This window comes from bacterium, assembly GCA_035529855.1.
GTDB lineage: Bacteria > RBG-13-66-14 > B26-G2 > WVWN01 > WVWN01 > WVWN01.
On record DATKVX010000017.1, the window covers coordinates 18,580 to 39,467 of the forward strand.

A 20,888-nucleotide genomic window follows, 5' to 3' on the forward strand; every position below is an offset into this window, starting at 1 on the left:
TTAATCCTTCAGATAAACTGCTCAATAACCGACAGCAATTCGCGTTGGTCGAAGTGGCTTTTCTTTATGTACGCGTCGGCGCCGGCCTCCAGGCCGCGGGCCATATCCTTGTCCGTCTCGAGCGACGTCACGACGACAACCGGCAAATCGCGGTAATCCGCGGACGCGCGGAGGCGCCTCGTCAACTCGTACCCGTCCATCCGGGGCATCTGGAGGTCGACGACGGCAAGGTCGCACGGCACTTCGGCCAGCACCTCCAACGCTTCCCGGCCGTCGCTCGCGACGGCGACGTCGTACCCGGCCGCCTCGAGGATATTCTTCTCCAACGCGCGCGTCGTTAAGGAGTCGTCGACTACGAGTACGGTTCGCTTCCGCACCTCGGGCGCCGCCGCCGCGACGGGGCGAACGGCCACTTCCCCGCGCATTATCTCGCGCACTAAAACGTCGGCGTTCAATATCAAGATTACTTCGCCCTTCCCGGTAACGTGCGCGGCGCCGAAATACGGCATCTGCGCGCCGACGTCGCTCAAGTCTTTCGTCAGGAATTCGCCCTCCCCCGCTACGCCGGAAACGACCAGCGCGGCATCCCCCGAGGGCGAAGATAAAACCAATACCGCGGAACCGGCTTCGAAACCCCCGTTGCCGCCGGTGCCCAAAATCGCCGCCAGCTCGCCGGCCGCGATCGTCCTTCCTTCGTACCGCATTACCGGCCTACCCTCCACCGTTTCGAAGTCGCCGGCCGACGCCAGGGCCACCCGCCTGATGGCGCTCGAGGGTACGATGAATCGGGCGTTTCCCGCTTCAACTAACGCCCCCCGGGCCGTCGCTATAGTAAGGGGTAATTGGATCGTAAACCTGGTACCCACGCCGGCTTCCGTCCAAACGTCAACCGCCCCCCCCAGCGCGGCGACGTTGGCGACGACGATATCGAGCCCCACGCCCCGGCCGCCGAATTCGGAAACCTCCGCTTTCGTCGTTAACCCCGGCTCGAACACCAGCCTCGCGATTTCCCCCGGTTCCAGACCCTCCGCCGCTTCGGCACGGACCACGCCGGCACCTACCGCCGCTTTCTTGACTTCCTCCAAATCTATCCCCCGGCCGTCGTCCTCTATCTCGATAAACAAACGCGAACCCACGCGCGTGCTCGATATAAGAACCCTACCCGCTTGCGGTTTACCCGCCGCGCGCCGCGTGCTCTCGCCCTCGATGCCGTGGTCGACCGCATTCCGCAAGATGTGGTTGAGGGGGTCTTTAATAAGTTCGATTATAGTTTTATCGAGTTCTTTGTCCTCGCCTACGATATCCAGTCGCACGTTTTTCCCTAATCGAACGGCGAGGTCGCGCACCGGCCGCCGGAAACCCCTGAATAACCCCCGCAGCGGCGCCATCCGAAGCCGGCTCAACTCATCTCCGAAACCGGCGAGATTTAGCTCGAACGCCTTCGCCGCGCCGCCGTAGTCGAAATCGATGGCGCGTATCTCGCGGTCAGCCGAGTTGAAAGCCTCGGCCGCTTTTTCCACCTGACGTAAAAATTCCTCCGCGTCCCCCCCCCGCCGGTACGTCTCGAGGGCTTCGTCAAGCGTCTTACCGGCGGCCCGGGCCGAGAGCGCTAGGCCGTGAAACCGGGCGCCGAATTCGTCGTTTCTGAATTTCTCTTCCCACATTTCGGAAAAACCGTCTATCACCGCGTCCAGCTTCGCGACCGGCAGCCGTACCGTCTCCTCTCCCGAACGCCGCACTCCGCTACCCCGTTTCTCCTCGAACGCCGTCGCCCCCGCGTCGGCCGCGGCTTTACCCTTTTCCATAACCCCCCCGCCCTCGGCGCGAGACGGCGACCGCCCGGTGCCGCCGCCGGCTTCGAGCAAACGCCGCACCCCATCGGCCGCCACCGGCGCGCGGGGGTCATCCGCCTCCTGTTCCGGCGTGGCCTCTTCGATTAATACGCTTATCACATCCAAGGCGGCCAATATCTCGCTATTGGCCTTTTCGTCGTACTTGACCTCGCCCCGCCTTACCGCGCCGAAGACGTCTTCCATGGCGTGCGCGATCTCCGCCACGCCGTTAACGCCCAGCGTACTGGCAGACCCCTTCAAACTATGCGCGGCACGAAACAACTCCTCCAATCCGGCGGCGTCGACGTCGCCGCGCTCCAAAGCGAGCAGGAGCTCGGTTACGCGGTTCACGTGCTCCCGACCCTCCGCCCGGAACATAGCGAAAATTTCTTCCATCGGGTCCTGCGACGCGTCGCTCATGCTGCGAAGTATCTACACCTCCAACCTGTAACGGCCCGTCAAGCCCGCCAGCCGGGCACCCAAATCGCTCAAGCCGCGGGCGGCGTCCTCGATCTCTTTGATGCTGGTCACGTTCTCGGCCGCGACCTGGTTAATGTTCTCCATAGCTAACGCTACCTGCTCCATACCGATGCTCTGCTGATTGGAAGACGACGCGATTTGCTTCGCCGAACGTCCGACGGTTGCTACGGCCTCGGATAAGTTCTCCATACGTTCGCGTAAGATACCGACGATCTCTTTACCGCGGTCAACCCTCTTCGACGCTTCTTCGGCTACCATCACGGAGGTGTTGGCCGCGCTTTGGATTTCGTTCAATATCTCCTGGATCTGCGACGCCGCGGCCTTCGACTGGTCGGCAAGGTTCTTGACCTCGACGGCAACGACGCCGAAACCCTTGCCGGCCTCGCCCGCCCGGGCGGCTTCGATGGACGCGTTCAACGACAGGATGTTCGACCGCTCGGCGAGCTCTCGAACAGTACGCAGTATTTCGCTTATCTGTTGGGTCTTCTCGGACAACGTTAAAACGCTGACGGCGCTCTTCTCCACCTGGTCGGCGATGAGATCGAATTCTTCGACCGTCTTCTCGACCGACGTTTCGCCGTCGGTGCAAAACTCGGCGGACTGTTCCGAGACGCCGACGATGTCCTGGGCGCGACCCGCCGCTTGCTCGCTCGTCTGTTTGACCTCCGTCACGGTCGTGCTGGTCTCGCTTATCGACGACGCTTGCTCGCTCGCGCCCGCGCTCTGCTGGACGATGGAGGCCAGTATCTCGCTGGTCCCCTTGTTAATGTCCAGGCCGGCTTGTTTGATACCGACTAAAAGCTCGCGGATGCCCACCGCCATAGCGTCTATGGCGCGATATAGCCTTCCTATTTCGTCTTCGGTCCGCGGGCGCGGTTCCACGCTCAAATCGCCAGCCGCGATGCTCTCCAGGAAAGCCACGGCGCCCCCCAGCGGTCGGAATACGCGCTTGTCGAACCACCAATATATCGCCGCCGCGCCCAACACGGTAAACGCGAGTACCGCCGCGACTAAACCCCAAGCGCCGGTAATTCGGGCCGCCGCGGCCAATACCACCAGTACCACGATATATACCAAAAATATCGCGAATAACTGGAACCTTAACGTTACCCGCCGCGAGCCCATAATACTCCTTTCGTAAATGTTAGGCACGCGCGTATTACGCCACAACGTTAATGAATATAAGTATTTATCCTCCTCAAGTCAATAGAATACCGCCGGGCGTACTTAACGACCGGGAATTATCGCCCATAGGCCGAATACCTAACCGCGCCCGCGCGCCGTAAACGGAAACGCGGCGCGTACGATTACTATTAAGGTTCTATGAAAAACGGTAAAGGGCGGTCAGGATGACAGCTCGAGCTGCTCCGCCCACCGGCCGAACGCGCTCCGCGCCCGCGCGACGACCCGACGTTGCCGGTCTCTTTTACCCTTTCCGCCGGCCGGCGGGAACAGGCCGAAGTTCACGTTCATAGGGGCGAACGTAGCCCGCGGGGCCGTCGATATGTAGCGCAGCAGCGCCCCCGTCGCCGTCTCGGGCGGCGGATAGACGAGCGGCTCGCCCCGGGCGTACCGGGCCGCGTTCATGCCGGCGATTATACCGGCGGCGGCCGCCTCCATATACCCCTCTACTCCCGTTAATTGTCCCGCGACGAATATACCCCGCCTCGAGCTCAGCTCCGTCGTGGCATCGAGGACGGCGGGCGAGCAAATATACGTGTTGCGGTGGGCGGCGCCGTAACGGAGGAACTCGGCTCCCGCAAGGGCCGGTACCATCCGTAAAACGCGGCGCTGTTCGCGTTGGGTTAGGCGCGTCTGAAAGCCGACGAGGCCGAACATCTCGCGGCCCAGGTCTTCGGCGCGGAGCTGTACGACGGCGTAGGGCCTTTTACCCGTTCGGGGGTCTTCTAAACCGACCGGCTTCATCGGCCCGAACCGCAACGTATCCTCGCCTCGGCGCGCGAGTTCCTCCAGCGGAACGCACCCCTCGAAGAACAAACGTTTTTCGAAATCGCGCAAGGGGGCCGTCGTCGCCGCGACCAGTGCCCGCGTAAACGCCCGGTACTCCGCCGCCGTTAACGGACAGTTGACGTATACCCCTTCGCCTTTGCCGTACCGGCTGGCCTCGAACGTTTTATCCCTATCGACGCTCCGGGCCGACACTACGGGCGCAAGGGCGTCGAAGAAAAAGAGGTTCTCCCGCCCCACCGCGGCGGCGAGCTCCCCGGCCATAGCCTCCGACGTCAGCGGCCCGGCGGCGACCACGGCGGGCGCCGGGGGCAATTCCTCGACCTCGGCCCGAACCACGTCTATGCCGGCGTGTCCCTCGAGCGCGGCGGTAACCTCCTCCGCGAAGCGTACCCTGTCTACGGCCAAGGCGCCGCCGGCCGGAACGCGGGCCGACGCCGCGGCCTGAAGAGTTAACGAACCCAAACGCCGCATCTCCTCTTTCAGCAAAGCAGGCGCCGTACCCTCCACCATAGATTTAAAAGAGTTGCTGCACACCAATTCCGCCAGAGCGCCGGTGCGGTGGGCCGGCGTCATCTTCGCGGGCCGCATCTCGTAAAGCTCCACCGGCACGCCAAAGCGGGCGCATTGCCACGCCGCCTCTACGCCCGCTAAGCCGCCGCCGATAATAACGGTCGGCATCTTCATGTTTTCCCTCGGGCCGGCCCTTCCAATCCCAATTCCTTGACGCGCAGTTTTAGAGCCGCGGGGGACACTTCGAATAAGTCCGCAAGTATAGCGGACCGGTTTTCGTAGTTGGCGGCGTAAGCCGCCCAGTAATGCCGCACCCACGCCGCCGGCATAAGCAGATAAGCCGCAAACCGCTCGGCGTCACGCTCCCGGCGGTTTCGTCCTCCGGGTTCCGCGAAGGACTTTCGGCCGTGGCCTAAAAAATAATGGCCCAACTCGTGGGCGATGGTGAAACGTTGCCGTTCCCGCCGTTCGCGCGAGTTAACGACTATTACCGGGAAGACGTCATCGTTTATAAATAAACCCGCTACGTAATCAAACGGTCGAACGCGGACCGTAAAGCCCAAAACGCGACAGACATCCTCCAACGCGACCGGCGGCCCCGTCAAGCCGAAACGGGCGATAACCTTTTGGGCCCGCCGTTCCACAGCAGCCGACCCTCCGTCCCGTTGCGCCATGGGCCTCCCCGATGAAGCGGTACGGTCCTCTACTCGCAATCGGAGCCGGCGACCGTCGCGTCTCCTTCGCCAACCGGCTTAATGTCGAGATAGGTGCTGAATACCCAGCCTTCCGCGCCTCCCATTACCTCGGCTCTATACCAATGACCCTCTTCGCCCTCTAACGTTCCCTTATCCTTCATGCGGGCGACGAGCGTCAGCGGCGCGCCGGCGTTTAAGCAAATGATTATGTCCGATTCGCCGTCGGGCGATACGTGCAGGCAGAAATTATCCTTCAACGTCGCCTCGAGCGGCGTAGAGAGTTTGAGCTCGACGTTGGCGGCGGCCGCCAACCCCGCGGACATCAGTACCAATATTACGGTGCGAATTAACCTGCCGGCCATTCCAACCTCCTAGTACTTCTACGTACGTTTTTTCTTTTTAACTTTCGGCGTCCGGCCTCGCCGCGCGCGTTCACGACGCCACCAACTGAAAAAGGACAGCAGCTCTTCGCGGTCCGTAGCCGTCACGTGTTCGCTGCGGAAAAACTCGACGATTTCCTCGGGGACGCCTTCCACCGACGGGCCTTTATCGTCGCGCAGCAGGTAATCCAACGACGCGCCCAACGTATCCGCCATCCGCCCAATAAGGTCGCGAGACGGTTTACGTAAACCCATCTCGAGCTGACTGAGATACCCGGGCGAGATGTCGAGTTCCCGGGCGAAGGCGCTCTGCGTATAACCGCGCGCCGTTCTCAACTTTTTTATCTTTTCGCCAAGAGTAACCATTTTTTCCGTTGCGTAGTTTTAGACCCGTTTCACGTACCCGCCGTTTATTCTAACACGCCGCCCGCCGGTTGTCAAAACGGTAACGCCGCGTTCACAAGAACCGCTTTAGCTCCGCCGCCCGGGCTATGGACGTCCCGTCTCGAGCTACGACGGCCGCCGCGGCGAGGTTCGCGAACGTCGCGGCCGCGGTTAAACCCAAACCCGCTCCCAACGCCACCGCCAACGCCGCGGTTACGGTATCGCCCGCCCCCGTTACGTCGACCACGTCGCGCGCCGCCGTAGGGAGGTGCAGCGCGCGGCCGCGCACCGGCCACGCGTACATTCCCTCCTCACCGGCGGTAATAACTAAATAGTGGACGTTAAGCCTCGCCGCCGCGGCGTCTATGGCGGCCCCGAGGTCGCCCCCGGCCAAGGCGTTACGTCCGGCGAGGTCGGCTAGCTCTTCCATATTGGCCACCGCGGCCGCGGCTCCGCGGAACTTCTTTAAGTCGCCGCGCGCGTTCGCCACCGAGACGACGCCCCGGCGCGCGCTCTCCGCGATAAGCCACTTCGCGAAGCCGGCGCTGAGCGTGCCGTTACCGTAATCCGATAGCACCAACGCCCGGGCGTTCTTCAAAGCCGCCGCGGCCAAAGCCCGCACCCGCCGCGCCGTCCCCCGGGCGGCCGGCCTCTTTTCCTGCCGGTACACGTGGAAGAGGTGCTGGTTGTGCCGTTGCGCTTCGCGGCCTACGTACTTAATTTTAAACGTCGTCGGCCTCCCGGCCTCGGCGACCAGGCCGCCCGCGTCCACGCCCAATCCGTTTAAAAGTTCCGCCAAACGGACGCGCCGTTCGTCGTCGCCGGCGACGCCGACGAAGTACACGCGGGCACCCAACGCCGCGGCGTTAGCGGCGACGTTCGTAGCCTGACCGGGGGCGAACACTTCTTCGGCCGCCTCGAGCGCGACTACCGGCGCTTCCCTCGCCACCGAGTCCGCCCGGCCGTAGACGTTCGCGTCCAGACACGGGTCTCCCGCGACGACGACGCGCGTCTTCTCCACCCGGCGCAATATCTCCGCCAGCTTTTGGGGCCGCACGTAAACAGCATACGACAAACATACTTACGCGGCAATAAAAAACGGGCGGCTCGACGATACAAGCACGAACGCAAACATAAATTGACTAAAGCCCCCGCTTATGTTATTTTTAATGCTAAAATTCACCGCAACCGGAGAATATATGAAAGTCTTAGGAATACATGACGGCCACAACGCCACCGCGGCGCTCGTCGAAGACGGCCGCGTCGTAGCGGCGATTTCCGAAGAAAGACTCGTCCGCGTCAAGAACATAGACTGCTTCCCCGAAAACGCCGTCGCCGAATGCCTCAGGCTGACCGGCTGTTCCGTGGACGACGTCGACGTCGTCGCCTTCAACGGCGAACATCAACCGTACTCCCGTACCCGCGCCGAACTCATGGCGGCGTTCCGCCAAGCATCGAGCAGCCGCACCGCGGTCAGGAAATTCCTCAGGAGTACCCCCGTAAACCGCTATTTCCGCAAGCGGCGCCGCGCCGGCCGGCTCGAGGACGCGGTCCGCCTCGGCTTCGACGAGAAGCGCGTCCGCTTCGTCGAACACCACAACGCGCACGCCTACGCGGCGTACTGGTGTTCGCCGTGGCGGGAGGGCCCGGTCCTGATCCTGACGTGCGACGGCTCGGGCGACGACCTGTGCGCCACCGTCAACGTAGGCCAAGACGGCAAGATCGAACGGATAGCCGCCGTCCACGAGAGCAACTCGCTCGGCATAATATACGCCATAGCCACGACCCTCCTCGGCATGATGCCGTTGGAAGACGAGCACAAGGTCATGGGGATGGCGCCGTACGGCGCCCGGCGCCTCGCGTCCAAACCGGAGGAAAACTGCTTCTCGGGCCTCTTCCGCGTCAACGGCCTGTCCTGGGAACGCGCCGACGGCCTGCCCGACGCTTACCGATCCTTCAAATACATGAGAGGACGGCTGGCCTTAACGCGCTTCGACAACGCCAGCGCATCCATCCAACTCCTCGCCGAGAAGGTCCTGGCGGAATGGGTCGCGAACTGCGTCCGCGAAACCGGCATCAAACGAGTCGCGCTCTCCGGCGGCGTCTTCATGAACGTGAAGGCCAACAAAGTAGTATACGATTTGCCGGAAGTGGAGGAGCTCTTCGTAATGCCGTCGTGCGGCGACGAATCCAATACCATCGGCGCGTGTTACGTGGTTTACGACGAGGAGCGGCGCCGCGCCGGCCTGGCCACCGACATACCTCCCCTGGGGCCCATCTATTTCGGCGGCGAATTCGGCGACGTCGATTGCGGGCGCGCGCTCGTCGCCGTAAGGCGCGCCGACGACGTTAAGGTTTCCGAACCCGAAGATATCGATTGGGAATTGGGCCGGCTGGTGGGGGCGGGTAACATCGCGGCGCGCTACGCCGGCCGGATGGAATTCGGCGCCCGGGCGTTGGGCAACCGGTCCATACTGGCCGACCCCACCGACATGGCCGTCATCCCCAGAATAAACGAGATGATAAAAAGCCGCGACTTCTGGATGCCCTTCGCGCCTTCGGTTCTGGCCGAACGGGCCGAGGAGTACGCCGTCAAACCCAAAGCTATGGCCGCGCCGTACATGGTCATGGCCTTCGACTCCACCGCTCAACGCGACGAGTACCGCGCCGCGACCCATCCGTACGACAAGACGACGCGGCCGCAGGAAGTATTCGAAGATTGGAACCCCCGTTACTACCGGGTGCTGAAATCTTTCGAGGAGGCGACGGGCCGCGGCATAGTACTAAACACCTCTTTCAATCTCCACGGGTACCCCATCGTCTACAAGCCGGAGGAAGCGGTGGAGGTGTTCCTTCGCTCCAGCCTGGACGCGCTGGCGTTGGGGCCCTACCTCGTCCAGCGGAAGTAACCCGCCGGGAATAAAATTAAAGGCGGCCGAGAGGCCGCCTTTTTTGCTATCCTGCCGCGCGTTTAAAATTTCCCGAAGAAAATTAAAACGCCGAAAGCGACGAAGAGGACGCCGGCAACTTTTTGGATAACGGTCGGCGGGACCAACTTCGCGATGCCCACCCCCAGGAAGACGCCGACGAAGGTCAACGCCGCCAGGGCCAGCGCGGCGCCGAAAAATACGTGCCACGGCTTGCCGGTTTGCGACGCCATCGCGATGGCCGCGAGTTGCGTCTTGTCGCCGAGTTCGGCAAGGAAAATCAACCCAAACGCGGTAACGAAGGTCTTCATAATTCGCGTTCTCCTTAAAGTTTCGCTTCTTCCCGGAAGCGGGCCACGCGGTCCAACCAATACTGCCAATCGTGTTTACTAAATACGCGTTCGGCCGACTCGAGGTAATGGGCGGCGTCGTCGCGGCGGCCCGACGCGAAGCAAGCCTGCGCCAAACGGAAGGCGGCGCGCGGCCAGTGCAAGAAATCGCGGCCGTCGGTCTGGCGCATTACCCAGTCGAATTCGGCCGCCGACCCGGCCGCGTCCCCCAGAAATAATTTAAGCTCGCCGAGCCGCAAGCGGCCCTCGTGTACCTCTTCGGCCTTCTTCGCCGCGGCCACCGCCGCCGCCACTTCTTCCACCATCTCGGCCGCGCGCCCGGCATCCCGCCGCGCCAGCGCCAAATCGGCGTCGAGGTTCGCCCGGGCGAGGGCGGCGGTCTCCCGGGACGGCGGCTCGAGCGCGAAGACCGCCCGGTAGTGGCGACGGAACTCGTCGGAGTCGTACGCGCCGGCGTCCACCTCTACGCGCGCTCCCAATAATTCGGCGTAAAATTTATGCGCCGCCGACCCGATCTGAGCGGCCGCCTCCAAAGCCGCCGCTGCGTGTTCGCGCGCCGCGTCCCACCGGCCCCGGCAACGTTCGAGCTCGCCTACGTTAATATGTGCCCCGGATAAGATTTCGTAGCTGGAGATATCCTCGGCCAACGCCACCGCTTCCCGGCCGTATTCCTCGGCCTTCGAAGGCTCGAGGTACAGGTAATAAGCTATCAAATTGCAGACCGCGGCTGCCTCGGTCCGGCGGGTGCCGATGCGCCGCGTTATCTCCAGCGCCCGTTCGGCGAAATCCACCGCGTCGTGATAACGCCCTAAAAGGTAGTCGGCGAAGCCCAAGTTAGTTAAAGCGATGGCCTGCCCCGGTAGATCTCCGGCCTGTTGCCAAATATATAGGCCGTCGTGGAAATACTCCAGCGCTCGCTCCGGTTCGTCGGCGTTCAAATAATCGGACCCTATAATATTGTAACAATACGCGACGGCTACGTCGTCGCCGGCCTCGGTGAAACGCGCTAACGCTTCGGCTATAGCCCGACGGCGCGCGCCGTCTTCGCCCAAACACGCTAAAACCTTTACCAAAGATTGGAGCGTCTTCCCTTCCAGAAGGGGTTCGTTCAAAGCGTTATAGATATTTCGCGCGTCCTCCAAGTACAGCCGTGCTTCACGATTCTCCCCCAATTCGCTATAAGCTTTACCGGCCAGGCACAATAGCTTCGCCCTCGCGACCGACGTCTCGGCATACTTCAACTCTTCCTCGGCGAGCTCGAGAGCACGCTTCGGGTCGGCGTAGTCCAGAAGACAAGAAGACAACTTCTCGATTAATTCCACTCTTAAACCGGGGTCTACCGGGCCCACGTCACGGACGCACTCGAACGCGCGTTGGTAATGCGATATCGCCTCCAAAAGCGCGTAAACCGCCGCCGCCCGGTCCCCCGCCGCCTTGAGATGCTCGACCGCGTCCCGATTTCGTCCGGCCTCCAAAAGGTAGTGTGCCACCATTCCCGGTTCGGTACCCCTCTTTTCGGCCGCGCGAGCGATCGCGGAAAAAATCGCGCTTCGCTCCTTCTTAATTAAAGATTCGTACAAAACCTCTCCCGTTACGTCGTGAGCGAACGAGAACCTCCCTCCCGAAACCGTCAGGACCCCGACGCGCTCGAGCTCGGCGATTAACTCGTCGACGACCTCGCGGATTTCAGCGGGCGCTACGTCGCGCACCAACGCGAGCTCGCCCTCCAACCCTACGCACGACGCTATCTTCGCTACTTTCGACGCCTCCGGGCTCAACCTGTCCGCGCGCGCCCGGGCCGCCGCCTTAACCGACGCCGGCGGCTTGAAAGCCTCCCCCGCCCCCCGGGTCAAAACCGCCGCCGCGACTTCCTCGCAGTACAAAGGGTTACCCCTCGCCCACGTAATAATGCGCCGCAGCAATTCCGGCGCGAGGCGCTCGCGGGGGATTAGAGCGCGGACCAGCTCTGCGACGTCGCCGTCCGCCAACGGCGGCAACTCGACGACGTCCGCGGTAACGCGCCGCAGAAGCTCCGGCTCCCGCGCCGTTACGATTAACAATAACCGAAGCTTATTTACGCGAGAGGCGAAGCGCGAGAGGAGCAGGAAATCCGCGTTCGACGCCCATTGCGCGTCCTCGAGTATTAACACCGCCGGCCCTCTCGCGGCCACGTCGGCCCAAACGGTTTCGAATAACTCGTAAAGCCGTTCGAACCGCGCGACGCCCCTAAGTTGTTCGGTAATAGGGGTTTCGAGGGGGTGCTGCTCTAAAACCGCGCTCAAGAGCGGCGCCGCCTCGAGCAACTCCGGCTTCCCGGCGCGGAGGAGGTCCTCGGCCCGCTCGAGATAGCTCGCGCCGGAGAAGTGCGCCAGCGCATCGCTCAACGGGCTTCGGAACGCCGCGTACGAAACCTCGACCGTTACCGGTAAACATTTGCCGACGAAAACGCGTACGTCTTCCAGGCCCGCCAAAGCCTCCGTCACGAGGCGCGTTTTGCCTATCCCCGGGCCGCCGGAAATACCGACCGCCGCGCCCCGCCCCGCGCGGAGGTCTTCCAACGTACGACGCAACCTCAGCAATTCCCCGTCCCGACCGACGAACACCTTACGCGACGGCGCGACTCCCGCAAACGAATCGGCGAACCCGTCGACGATAAAACCGGTTTCGGCAAGGCCGTCGGGGGTAGTAGCGCCGAGCGATACCGGCTTCACCGTGAATAACCGCCGCACTTGGTCCGCCGCCGCGGCGCTTAATAAAACCGTATTAGGCCGGGCGTTGTTTCGTAAGCGGGCGGCGTTTTCGACGGTCGAACCCAGGGCCACGTAATCGGCCGCGGCGACGTTGGCCCCCACCCGGACCACGCCGAAATCGACCGCGAACCTGGTCGCGACGTTTTGGCCCGACGCGGCGTGCAACCGCTTCGAGACGTCGGCTATGCAGTCGCGCGACGCAAAGGCGGCGCGTACGGCCAGCTCCACTTCCCGCTCCCTCGCTACCGGCGCGCCGAAAATCGCCGTTAGGCCGGCGGTATACCTGTTAATCACCGTACCCCCGTGCGCCGTACACGCGTCGTCGAGGGCCGCCATACATTCGGCTACGTAATCGGAAACCTGCGCCGTAGGCATACTGCCCACGAGCTTCGCCAACCCCTGCACGTCGCCCGCCAGGCATGCTACCTCGCGCAACTCGACGCCGTAACCGCCGGCCCGACCGACCGGCGCGCCGCAAACGGGACAGAAGTTAGCGTCGGCCCTTACCGTCGCGTGGCAAGATGGACATAGCATAGCCGTTACGTTCCGCCGTTAATCCGGCGACGCTTCGAATATCTGCGCCTCGAGGACCTGCTCGCGTTTGAAGTCGTCCAGCTGTAAGTACCAGGCCGCGCAATCGAGCAGCGCCTGCAACGGCGACATACCGACGAGCTCGGTGTTGATAATGGGGACGCCGTAACGCGCGGCCTCACGACGTATCAACTCCACGACGCGGAAGACGGGCGTTTTCTCGTAGTTCGTCAGGTTCATCGAAACCTGCGCCACGTTCGGGTCTTCGGTGGCGAAGCCTTTGGCCTTGACGAACCGAAGGCCGCCGCCGAGAAAGCGCACCTCGTTCGCGATCTTCTCCGCCACTTCCAACCTGTTAGTCCCCAAGTTGACGTTGAAGGCGATGAGGAACGGCCTCGCGCTGACCGCGGTGCATCCGGCCGTGGGGTGTACCTCGGCCGGGCCGAAATCGGGCTTCCAGGCCGGGTCTTTAATCTTCTCGAAAAACCCCTCGAACTGCCCTTTCCGGACGGTGGCGAGGTTCTTGCGCTGCGAAGACGTCGCGCTGTCCTCGTACAGGTAAACCGGAACGTTGAACTTCTCCGCGATCATCTCGCCCACTTCGCGCGAGAGCTCGACGCAATCGTCGGTGGTCGCCCCCACTATCGGGACGAACGGCACGACGTCCACCGCGCCCATCCGGGGATGTTCGCCCTTTTGCTTGGTGAGGTCGACGTGTTTGAGCGTCTCGTCGAAGAGCGCCTCCACCGCGGCCGGAAGCGAGTTCCGGTCCCCGACCATCGTAAAGACGGTCCGGTTCTGAGCCGCGTCGGGGGCGACGTTCAACAGCCGTACGCCTTCCACCGCCCGTATCCGTTCGGCTACTTTTTCGACGACATCCAGTTTCGTACCTTCGCTGATGTTGGGAACGCATTCAATTATCTCGGCCATACCAACTCAACCTCCTAACGCCGTTATACTTGAATAAATACTATTTTCCAAGCTCCTCGCGCCAACCGGCGAACGCTTCCGCGACCGCCTGGGCGCAGTGCTCTTCGATTAACGCCATATACTTTTTCGCTTTCTCCGCGTCCGCGGACGGCATCCCCTTGCCGGCCTCTCGCGTGCCTACCGGCCGCGGGAACGGCATCCGGAATACCCCTTTGTCGTACGTCGCGGCCTTCAAACCCTTGAGCATATCGGCCTTCACCAGCTCGGGCCTCGCGGCGAGGACGCCGGCGGTCTCCTCCGCGGCGCCGTGGCCGCCCTCGGCGCCGAACACCTCTTCGCTCGCCTCCGGCGCCAGTAACCACCAATGGAGCACGATAGTGAACAGGCCGGTATCCCGATACGCGGCTTGCGCCGCCTCCTTCAGCTCGTCTATATGGCCGCCGTGGCCGTTCACGACGACGAGCTTGCCGAATCCCATCCGGCCGAAGCCGACGAAGATTTCGGTTACGTATTGCGTAAACGTCGCCGACGTGACGGTATGCGAACCGGGATACGGCAGCAGGCTCCGCGTAACGCCGTAGTTCACCGTCGGCGCGATTATTAAATTTAACCGCCCGGCGAGCCGTTCCGCGAGGTATTCGGGTATTATTATATCGGTCCCGAGCGGGATGCCGCCGTGCGCCTCGACGGTTCCAATCGGTATAACGACGCCGTCGTACTTTGCCGGCACCAGCGCCCCGAATTCTTTCCAATTGAGCTCCGCCAACCGCGGCGCGCTACCCTTTTCTTCGGCCATATTTTTCTCCCGCAAACCTAGTCGCCGACGACGGTTACCGTGATTTCCCGGCGCCGTTTTTTATTGTCGAAGTCAATGAAGACCACCTGTTGCCACGTACCCAACGACGGCGCGCCGCCCGCGACCGGAAACGCGAACGTGGGCCCGAGGAGCGACGAGCGGACATGCGAGTGGCCGTTGCCGTCGCCCCAGCGCTCGTCGTGGCCGTATCGCTCGCCCTTGGGAGCGAACTTCTCGAAAAGCCTTTTAATGTCCGATACCAACCCGGGCTCGTATTCGACGGTCGTAATGCCGACGGTCGAGCCGGCCGACGCTACCAGCCCTATACCATCCTTCACGCCCGAGGCCGCGACCAACCGCACCACCTCGGCCGTAACGTCGTGGATGTCGGCATCGCCCTTACACGAGAGCTCGAACGAATCGCGGTAAACGGTCATACGGCCCCCTTCGGAAGGAATAAACGCTTAAACGCCGCGGCCGCCGGCCCGAATGAAACCACCGCCAGGAAGTACTTCGCCGCGGCCCCGAATAAGAACGGCGTGCAGCCGAGCGCGAACGCTCGGCGCCACTCGAGGTGTAATATCACAACCAGATGCCCCAGGCCGCACGCGTATATGGCGACCAGCGATAATAGAAAGCAAGCCGCCCGGATGTGCCACGGCCGGCGATGCGCCAACCCCGCGATCGCCGCCCCGGCGACGAACCCGATTAAATAGCCGGCCGTCGGCCCGGCGATTACCGCCCACCCGGCGCCGCCGGCAAAGAAAGGCGCGCCCATTACGCCGGCGGCGATGTACGCCAATACCGCAGCGATACCCCACCGCACGCCGAGCGCGGCGCCCGCTATCATTACGACGAACGTTTGCATGGTCACCGGTACGGGCGTAAAAGGAAGCGGCACCCTAACAGCCGCCGACAAGCCCAGCGCCGCGACGAAAACCAACGCCCCGGCGAGTTTCGACATCCACCCGTATTCCGCCGCCCGCGACGCAACGCATACACGAGATTTCATACTAATTTTACTCCTCCGTTAAAAACCGCCAGAGGGCCGCCGCGGCCTCTTCGTACAAAGCCGCGTCGCCGGCCGAACCGACCGAACCAGGAACTTTTACGAATACCAAGTCATAAGGCCGCGCTTCCCGCGGCGTCGCGAATACGACGACGTCGCCCGCCAACCGCCGCGGCGCGCCGCGTTCGTCGAAGAGCGCGTCGTCGGCCGATATATTCACGAAAGTTACGCCGGCCGCAGCAGCAGCCGCGGCCAATTCCTCGGCTTCGGGCGAAGCCACGAACCCCTCCATCGCGAAATCGCCGGCCCGGCACGCCACGACGGCGTCGACGCCCGCGAATTTATCCTCGTAATCCGCCAATTTAACTTTATTGGTCGTCCCAACCTCGGCGACGCTAACGCCGTCGAGGTAGTCAAAAAACGTCGCGCCGGACCGGAACGTCAATATGTCTCGCGTCGCAACGACCGCGGTAGCAACGTTCGGCGCCACGTCTCGCACGCGCGCTTTGCCGCCGGCGCAGACGGCGACGCTCGCGTCGTCGCCGGCGACGTACGCCCACATCGCCGCGGCGTCTTGCCGGGAAGCGATGGACGCCGCGAACGCCGCCGTACCCTCTACGGAAGCCGCGCCGCCGGCCTTCGTTAACGTCGTTATGGCGCGTTTGACGAGGAATTTTACCAGCTCGGCCGGGAGCGCCGGCGCGCCGGGGAGGCCTTCCCACGCCTCGAGGCAAGCGTTAACCGACGGCGGCCTGGCGCCGACCGTCACCGTAAAATAGGCCGCGCCGTCGGCCGGCGTACCTTTCAGGCCGACGCGCTGACCCCACGCGTCCACGACGTATATAGCGCCCTCGGCCGCGGCCCGCCTTTGCCCTTCGGACAATGCGCTCTCGACGGGCGCGCCGGCCCGGACCCGTAGCTCTTTGCCGTCGACGAATACCTTCATTCTCCTACGAACTCGATCCTCCCAGCCGGCTGTTCCGGGACGGCCCGGCCTTCGCGCAGGCCGGAGGCGACGACGTCGTAGAGGACGAGGCCGGTTTTATATGCCGGCTCGAGCGACGCAAACATCGCGTAACCGTCGCCGCCCTCGGCGAGGAAGTCCGGCATCGCGACCTTATAGGTAACGCCGTCGTCGAGCGGCGCCCCGCCCACGTTCACGGCCGCGAGTATGTTATCCGGGCCGATGGCGTATTCACAACCCGAGACCTGCAGGAAGCCTCCTTCGCCCACCTTCTCCCGGGCGCACAACTCGAAAGCCCGGCGCAACGTCGCGCCGGGAACGTCGAGGACGACGACCTCGTTGCCGAACGGGAGCGCGGTCAGGACGTCGCCCAACGTAATCTCGCCCGGGCCCAGGTCCGCGCGGACGCCGCCGCCGTTCACCAGCGCCGCGTCCGCCCCCGTCGCCTCGCGCACCAGGTCCGCCACGAAGTCGCCGAAGTTGGTCTCTTTCTCGGTAACCGCCTTACGGTTTAGGACGGTATCTACGGTGCCGACGACGACGTCGAGCTTCTCCGAAAGGCCCGTTTTATATTGGTCAATAACGGCCGCCACCGCTTCATTTTCCGGAGTAGAGGCGGTGACGGGCAGCAACGCGTAACCTTTAACGGCGATTCCCCCGTCCACGATTTCCAAATCCATACGGCCCAAGTACATCCCGTACTCGTACGCGGAACAAATTATCGTATCCCGCTTAGTTACCATTTCTCCTAAATGAGTATGCGTATGGCCGCTGACTACTACGTCCAACTCGGGGACGTCGCCGGCGAGGGCGAGGTCGTTCTCGAAGCCGAGGTGCGTAAGGGCCACTATCGCGTCGGCGTCTTCGCCGTACTCCCCTATCACGGCCTTGGCCGTCGCCGCCGGGTCGGCGAACTCCAGGCCGACGACGTTGCGCGGCGCCGTCGTGATGGGCGTCTCGGGCGTGGTCAGGCCGATTACGAGGACCCTTTTGTCGCCCGCCTCGAGCCACACGAACCCTTTCGTGAAGGCGCCGTCCCCGGCCGTACCGGTTACCGTTACGTTGGCGCTAATGACGAGGAAATCGGCCAACTCCATAAGGTCCCGTAGGTTCTCCCGGCCGTAGTCGAACTCGTGGTTGCCGAGACACATCGCGCTCACGGCCATTTCGTTCAGGCACGTGAACTCGACCTCGCCGCGGTAGACCGTCGAGTACGGCGTCCCCTGCACCATATCGCCGGCGACCAAGAGGAACGTCGGCGCGCCGGCGGCCTCGTTTTCGCCGCGGACTTCGTCGGCCAGGCCGGCGAGACGCGCCAGGCCGCCCACCTCTCCTTCCGTTCCCGGGACCTCGAACGGCTCGAGGTGCGCGTGGAAGTCGTTGAAGAATAGAATTGTGAACGGTTGGCCGGCCCAGGAGACGCCCGCGCAAATCAGGAAAATTAAAACAGCTTGTGCGATCTTAACGCGCATAGTTTCCGACTCCGGGTAAATATGGGTTTGAGCTTTAATCGCCTTTCTTTACGACCGAAACCAAATCGCCGTTAACGTTATAAGTCCGCTCTTCAATTACCGAACCTTGGTCGTCATAACCCCATTCATAACGGTGTATACCGTGGCCGTCGAAGACGGGTTCGTCGCCCGGGCCGAAGTAACTTTCGGACGCTTCATTATGGCCCCAACGGTCGTACGTCCATTCGTACCGGTGTATCCCCTCGGCGTCGCGGGCCGGCCCTTCGACGGCCCAAAGGCTCTGCGTTACCTTCCTGCGCCCTTCGTTGTACGCCCACTCCTGGCGATGGACGCCGTCCTTATTGACGGCGGGATTCCCTTCCCCGTCGTAATAACTCTCGCTCACTTTAACGTAATCGCCGTCGTATTCGTACTTGTAGAAGTGTACGCCGTACTCGTCGGCGACCGGCTCGCCGCCGGGGCCCCAATATCTCTCCGACAATAACACGTCGCGGTCGTATTCGCGCTCGTAGCGGTGAATACCTTTTTCATCCGCCGTGGGTTCGCCGTCGGCGCCGAAGAACGCCTCCGACGTACAATTCCCCCAGTTGTCATGCCCCTGCGCATAACGCGCGATACCCCTCTTATCGGCCCGCAACTTCCCGTCGGGCCCGTAATAAGTACGGCCTATTCCGCGGCCGTACTCATCGTAATTTAATTCGTAAAAATGGATACCATTTTCGCCCGCAACGGGTTCGCCGCTAACGCCGAAGTACCTCTCGCCGATGAAAAGGCCCCTATCGTCGATTACGGTTTCGTACCGGTGCGTGCCGACGCTATTCGTTACCGGCTTCCCGTCGACCCCGAAATAGCTCTCGGCTACGGGGTTTCCCCTATCGTTGAATTCGTATTGCTTTCTATGTGTTCCTTCCCACGGAGCGACCGGCTCGCCGTCCACGCCGAAATAACTCTCCGCGGCCTTGTTGCCCTTAACGTCGTACGTATACTCCGTACGGTGAAGGCCGTCTTCGCTCGCCGCGGGCTTCCCTTCGACGTCGAAATAAGCCCTTGCTATCTCCCTGCCCCGTTCGTCGTAGAATACTTCCTCTTTATGAACGTCGCCGCGGTCCGGCATCGGTACGGGGCGTCCGGCCTCGTCAACGGCGTAAAAAGATTCTTCCTTACCCTCGGGAGTTACGGTACTTACGAAATTCGGCTGTCCCCCGGGTAACACGGCCTCGCCGTCGACGCCGTAGTACCTCCGAAAAGAAGCCCCCGTTTCCGAGTCGTAACCTCTCTCGCAACGGTGTACGCCGGCGGCGTCGTTTACCGGCTCGCCGTCGGGACCGAAATAGCTTTCGGACGTAAGACGGCCCTGCTCGTCGTACGAGAACTCGGTGCGATGGATATTACTCCCGAATTCCGGGGTCGGTACCGGTCGGCGGCCAAAAAGACTTACCTCGCGGAAAATATGATTATCCTTATCGACGGCCGGTTTACGGTCAACCCCGAATATGCTAAACGACGACATATTACCGTCGGCGTCGTACTCGTACTCGTATCGGTGAACGCCGTCCGGGTCCGCAACCGGTTCCCCATTGACGCCGAAGTAGCTTTGGGAAGTCTTGTTCCCTCGGGCGTCGTACGTACACTCAAGGCGGTGCCAATAAAGAGAGGTAACGGTTTCGCCTTCTTTACCGAAGTAACTCACCAAAAGCTCGTTGCCCCTCGCGTCGTACTCCCGCCGCACCTCGTACCACACGCCGTCCCGAGCCAAGGGCGCGCCGTCGACGCCGAATACCCGGTCGGACGTCACGTTCCCGTACTCGTCATAAGTGCACTCGTACTTGTGGACGCCGCCAAAGCGCGCTACCGGTTCGCCGCCGGCGCCGAAATAACTTGCCGACGTCGTCCTACCGTTTTCGTCGAAAACGTACTTATATTCGTGTATTCCCTCGCGGTTTTCGACCGGCTCCCCGGACACCCCGAAATACCGCAAAGGCTTTTTACCTTGGCCGCCGATATCAATCCATTCAAACCGGTGGACGTCGCCCCCCCTTTCTTGAGTAATGGGTTCGCCGTTCACGCCGAAATAACTCTCCGTCGTGCGGCCGCCGTCGCCGTACGTCCACTCATATTTATGGACGCCACTAATATCGAGACCCGGGCCGCCGTCCGGGCCCAAATAACTTTCGTACACCCTCCGCCCCTCGTCGTCGAAGGTACGTTCGTAGCCGTATACGCCGTTGCTGCCGCGAGTAAGCTTCCCGTCCGCGCCGTAAAAACGCTCGGAAACGGTATTCCTTCTGTCGTTTTCGACCCATTCCCGCTTATGGACGCCCTCTCCGTCCGTGACCGGTTCGCCGTCTTTGCCGAAATTGCTTTTCGTCCTCTTTATCCCCGCGGCCGTTTTTTCTTCGTAGAATTCGAAGGCGTATACGCCGCCGTCCGGTACGAGGTTCCCGTCAACGTCGTAGCGTCGGTACATTGTACCGCCGCTTGGCCCCGGGTCGCGTTCCTCCTTATGCCAACCCCATTTGTCATTGACCCGCTCACCCTTCACGCCGAAATGACCTTCGTAAACCCGCTCTCCCTTATCGTCGTAACGGTACTTCGTGCAGTGGGCTCCGTCCACGGCGACCGGCTCGCCGTCGACGCCGAAATACGCCGACGACGTTTCGTTACCGTCGGCATCGTACGTAAACTCTAATCGGGAGTACCGACGGCCGTAGAGGACCGGTTTGCCGTCGACGCCGAAGTTGCTCTCGGACGTTTTATTGCCGGCGGCGTCGTACTTCCATTCCCTCTTATGAACCGAATCCCACGCCGCCGCCTCGCCGCCAAGGCCCCAACGCACTTCGGCTGTTCTATTTCCCCGGCCGTCGTACGCGTACTCCACCAGGTGAACGCCGGTTTCCGTAATCGCTT

General features: G+C 62.3%; 17 protein-coding genes. 1 reads left to right on the forward strand and 16 read right to left on the reverse strand.

Features of this window, described 5'->3' with window-relative positions; translation table 11 throughout:
- Positions 1 to 8 precede the first annotated feature (8 nt).
- From VMX79_01700 to VMX79_01730, 7 genes are all read right to left on the reverse strand, one after another.
- A complete protein-coding gene (locus VMX79_01700; GenBank protein ID HUV85807.1) occupies positions 9 to 2,252 on the reverse strand; it encodes a response regulator in 2,244 nt (747 codons plus the stop codon).
- Positions 2,253 to 2,264: 12 nt separating this feature from the next.
- The gene (locus tag VMX79_01705; protein HUV85808.1) at positions 2,265 to 3,437 is read right to left on the reverse strand and encodes a methyl-accepting chemotaxis protein; all 1,173 of its coding nucleotides are present in this window, start codon (positions 3,435 to 3,437) and stop codon (positions 2,265 to 2,267) included.
- 219 nt (positions 3,438 to 3,656) lie between these two features.
- On the reverse strand, positions 3,657 to 4,967 hold the full coding sequence (gene trmFO, locus VMX79_01710; GenBank protein HUV85809.1) for a methylenetetrahydrofolate--tRNA-(uracil(54)-C(5))-methyltransferase (FADH(2)-oxidizing) TrmFO: 1,311 nt from the start codon (positions 4,965 to 4,967) through the stop codon (positions 3,657 to 3,659).
- Positions 4,964 to 5,437: an ImmA/IrrE family metallo-endopeptidase gene (locus VMX79_01715; GenBank protein HUV85810.1), complete on the reverse strand. Its 474-nt coding sequence runs from the start codon at positions 5,435 to 5,437 to the stop codon at positions 4,964 to 4,966. The genes trmFO and VMX79_01715 overlap by 4 nt, the downstream gene beginning before the upstream one ends.
- A 59-nt stretch (positions 5,438 to 5,496) precedes the next feature.
- Complete coding sequence (locus VMX79_01720) at positions 5,497 to 5,850, reverse strand: SH3 domain-containing protein (GenBank protein HUV85811.1); 354 nt, start codon at positions 5,848 to 5,850, stop codon at positions 5,497 to 5,499.
- Between the two features lie 18 nt (positions 5,851 to 5,868).
- Positions 5,869 to 6,234 carry a helix-turn-helix transcriptional regulator gene (locus tag VMX79_01725; protein HUV85812.1) on the reverse strand — a complete coding sequence of 122 codons (366 nt, stop codon included), beginning with the start codon at positions 6,232 to 6,234 and terminating at the stop codon, positions 5,869 to 5,871.
- A 91-nt stretch (positions 6,235 to 6,325) separates the two neighbouring features.
- Positions 6,326 to 7,327 (reverse strand): PfkB family carbohydrate kinase, encoded by a 1,002-nt coding sequence (locus VMX79_01730; protein ID HUV85813.1) that lies wholly within the window; start codon positions 7,325 to 7,327, stop codon positions 6,326 to 6,328.
- Positions 7,328 to 7,451: 124 nt separating this feature from the next.
- Between VMX79_01730 and VMX79_01735 the strand changes: the two genes are divergently transcribed.
- A complete protein-coding gene (locus tag VMX79_01735; GenBank protein HUV85814.1) occupies positions 7,452 to 9,161 on the forward strand; it encodes a carbamoyltransferase C-terminal domain-containing protein in 1,710 nt (569 codons plus the stop codon).
- A 62-nt stretch (positions 9,162 to 9,223) separates the two neighbouring features.
- On the opposite strand, the gene VMX79_01740 is transcribed toward VMX79_01735, so the two are convergent.
- The 9 genes from VMX79_01740 to VMX79_01780 all read right to left on the reverse strand — a co-directional run.
- Positions 9,224 to 9,490: a TMEM165/GDT1 family protein gene (locus VMX79_01740; protein HUV85815.1), complete on the reverse strand. Its 267-nt coding sequence runs from the start codon at positions 9,488 to 9,490 to the stop codon at positions 9,224 to 9,226.
- A gap of 14 nt (positions 9,491 to 9,504) precedes the next feature.
- Positions 9,505 to 12,813 (reverse strand): AAA family ATPase, encoded by a 3,309-nt coding sequence (locus VMX79_01745; GenBank protein HUV85816.1) that lies wholly within the window; start codon positions 12,811 to 12,813, stop codon positions 9,505 to 9,507.
- Between the two features lie 18 nt (positions 12,814 to 12,831).
- On the reverse strand, positions 12,832 to 13,740 hold the full coding sequence (gene ftcD / locus VMX79_01750; protein HUV85817.1) for a glutamate formimidoyltransferase: 909 nt from the start codon (positions 13,738 to 13,740) through the stop codon (positions 12,832 to 12,834).
- A gap of 40 nt (positions 13,741 to 13,780) precedes the next feature.
- Positions 13,781 to 14,536, reverse strand: a complete 756-nt coding sequence (locus VMX79_01755; GenBank protein HUV85818.1) for a creatininase family protein — start codon at positions 14,534 to 14,536, stop codon at positions 13,781 to 13,783.
- Positions 14,537 to 14,553: 17 nt separating this feature from the next.
- Positions 14,554 to 14,973 carry a secondary thiamine-phosphate synthase enzyme YjbQ gene (locus VMX79_01760; GenBank protein HUV85819.1) on the reverse strand — a complete coding sequence of 140 codons (420 nt, stop codon included), beginning with the start codon at positions 14,971 to 14,973 and terminating at the stop codon, positions 14,554 to 14,556.
- Positions 14,970 to 15,548: a biotin transporter BioY gene (locus VMX79_01765; GenBank protein ID HUV85820.1), complete on the reverse strand. Its 579-nt coding sequence runs from the start codon at positions 15,546 to 15,548 to the stop codon at positions 14,970 to 14,972. Before VMX79_01765 ends, VMX79_01760 begins: the two co-directional genes overlap by 4 nt.
- Before the next feature lie 7 nt (positions 15,549 to 15,555).
- Complete coding sequence (locus VMX79_01770) at positions 15,556 to 16,491, reverse strand: hypothetical protein (protein HUV85821.1); 936 nt, start codon at positions 16,489 to 16,491, stop codon at positions 15,556 to 15,558.
- Positions 16,488 to 17,981 (reverse strand): 5'-nucleotidase C-terminal domain-containing protein, encoded by a 1,494-nt coding sequence (locus tag VMX79_01775; GenBank protein ID HUV85822.1) that lies wholly within the window; start codon positions 17,979 to 17,981, stop codon positions 16,488 to 16,490. Before VMX79_01775 ends, VMX79_01770 begins: the two co-directional genes overlap by 4 nt.
- Positions 17,982 to 18,015: 34 nt before the next feature.
- Positions 18,016 to 20,888, reverse strand: a 2,873-nt coding sequence (locus VMX79_01780) for a hypothetical protein (GenBank protein ID HUV85823.1), incomplete at its 5' end; no start/stop codon positions are given.

Bases quoted from the DNA above. Each gene is read 5' to 3' on its own strand.
- VMX79_01700 (HUV85807.1), bottom strand. From the start codon at position 2,252: ATGAGCGACGCGTCGCAGGACCCGATGGAAGAAATTTTCGCTATGTTC.
- VMX79_01705 (HUV85808.1), bottom strand. From the start codon at position 3,437: ATGGGCTCGCGGCGGGTAACGTTAAGGTTCCAGTTATTCGCGATATTT.
- trmFO (HUV85809.1), bottom strand. From the start codon at position 4,967: ATGAAGATGCCGACCGTTATTATCGGCGGCGGCTTAGCGGGCGTAGAG.
- VMX79_01720 (HUV85811.1), bottom strand. From the start codon at position 5,850: ATGGCCGGCAGGTTAATTCGCACCGTAATATTGGTACTGATGTCCGCG.
- VMX79_01725 (HUV85812.1), bottom strand. From the start codon at position 6,234: ATGGTTACTCTTGGCGAAAAGATAAAAAAGTTGAGAACGGCGCGCGGT.
- VMX79_01735 (HUV85814.1), top strand. From the start codon at position 7,452: ATGAAAGTCTTAGGAATACATGACGGCCACAACGCCACCGCGGCGCTC.
- VMX79_01740 (HUV85815.1), bottom strand. From the start codon at position 9,490: ATGAAGACCTTCGTTACCGCGTTTGGGTTGATTTTCCTTGCCGAACTC.
- VMX79_01745 (HUV85816.1), bottom strand. From the start codon at position 12,813: ATGCTATGTCCATCTTGCCACGCGACGGTAAGGGCCGACGCTAACTTC.
- ftcD (HUV85817.1), bottom strand. From the start codon at position 13,740: ATGGCCGAGATAATTGAATGCGTTCCCAACATCAGCGAAGGTACGAAA.
- VMX79_01755 (HUV85818.1), bottom strand. From the start codon at position 14,536: ATGGCCGAAGAAAAGGGTAGCGCGCCGCGGTTGGCGGAGCTCAATTGG.
- VMX79_01760 (HUV85819.1), bottom strand. From the start codon at position 14,973: ATGACCGTTTACCGCGATTCGTTCGAGCTCTCGTGTAAGGGCGATGCC.
- VMX79_01765 (HUV85820.1), bottom strand. From the start codon at position 15,548: ATGAAATCTCGTGTATGCGTTGCGTCGCGGGCGGCGGAATACGGGTGG.
- VMX79_01770 (HUV85821.1), bottom strand. From the start codon at position 16,491: ATGAAGGTATTCGTCGACGGCAAAGAGCTACGGGTCCGGGCCGGCGCG.
- VMX79_01775 (HUV85822.1), bottom strand. From the start codon at position 17,981: ATGCGCGTTAAGATCGCACAAGCTGTTTTAATTTTCCTGATTTGCGCG.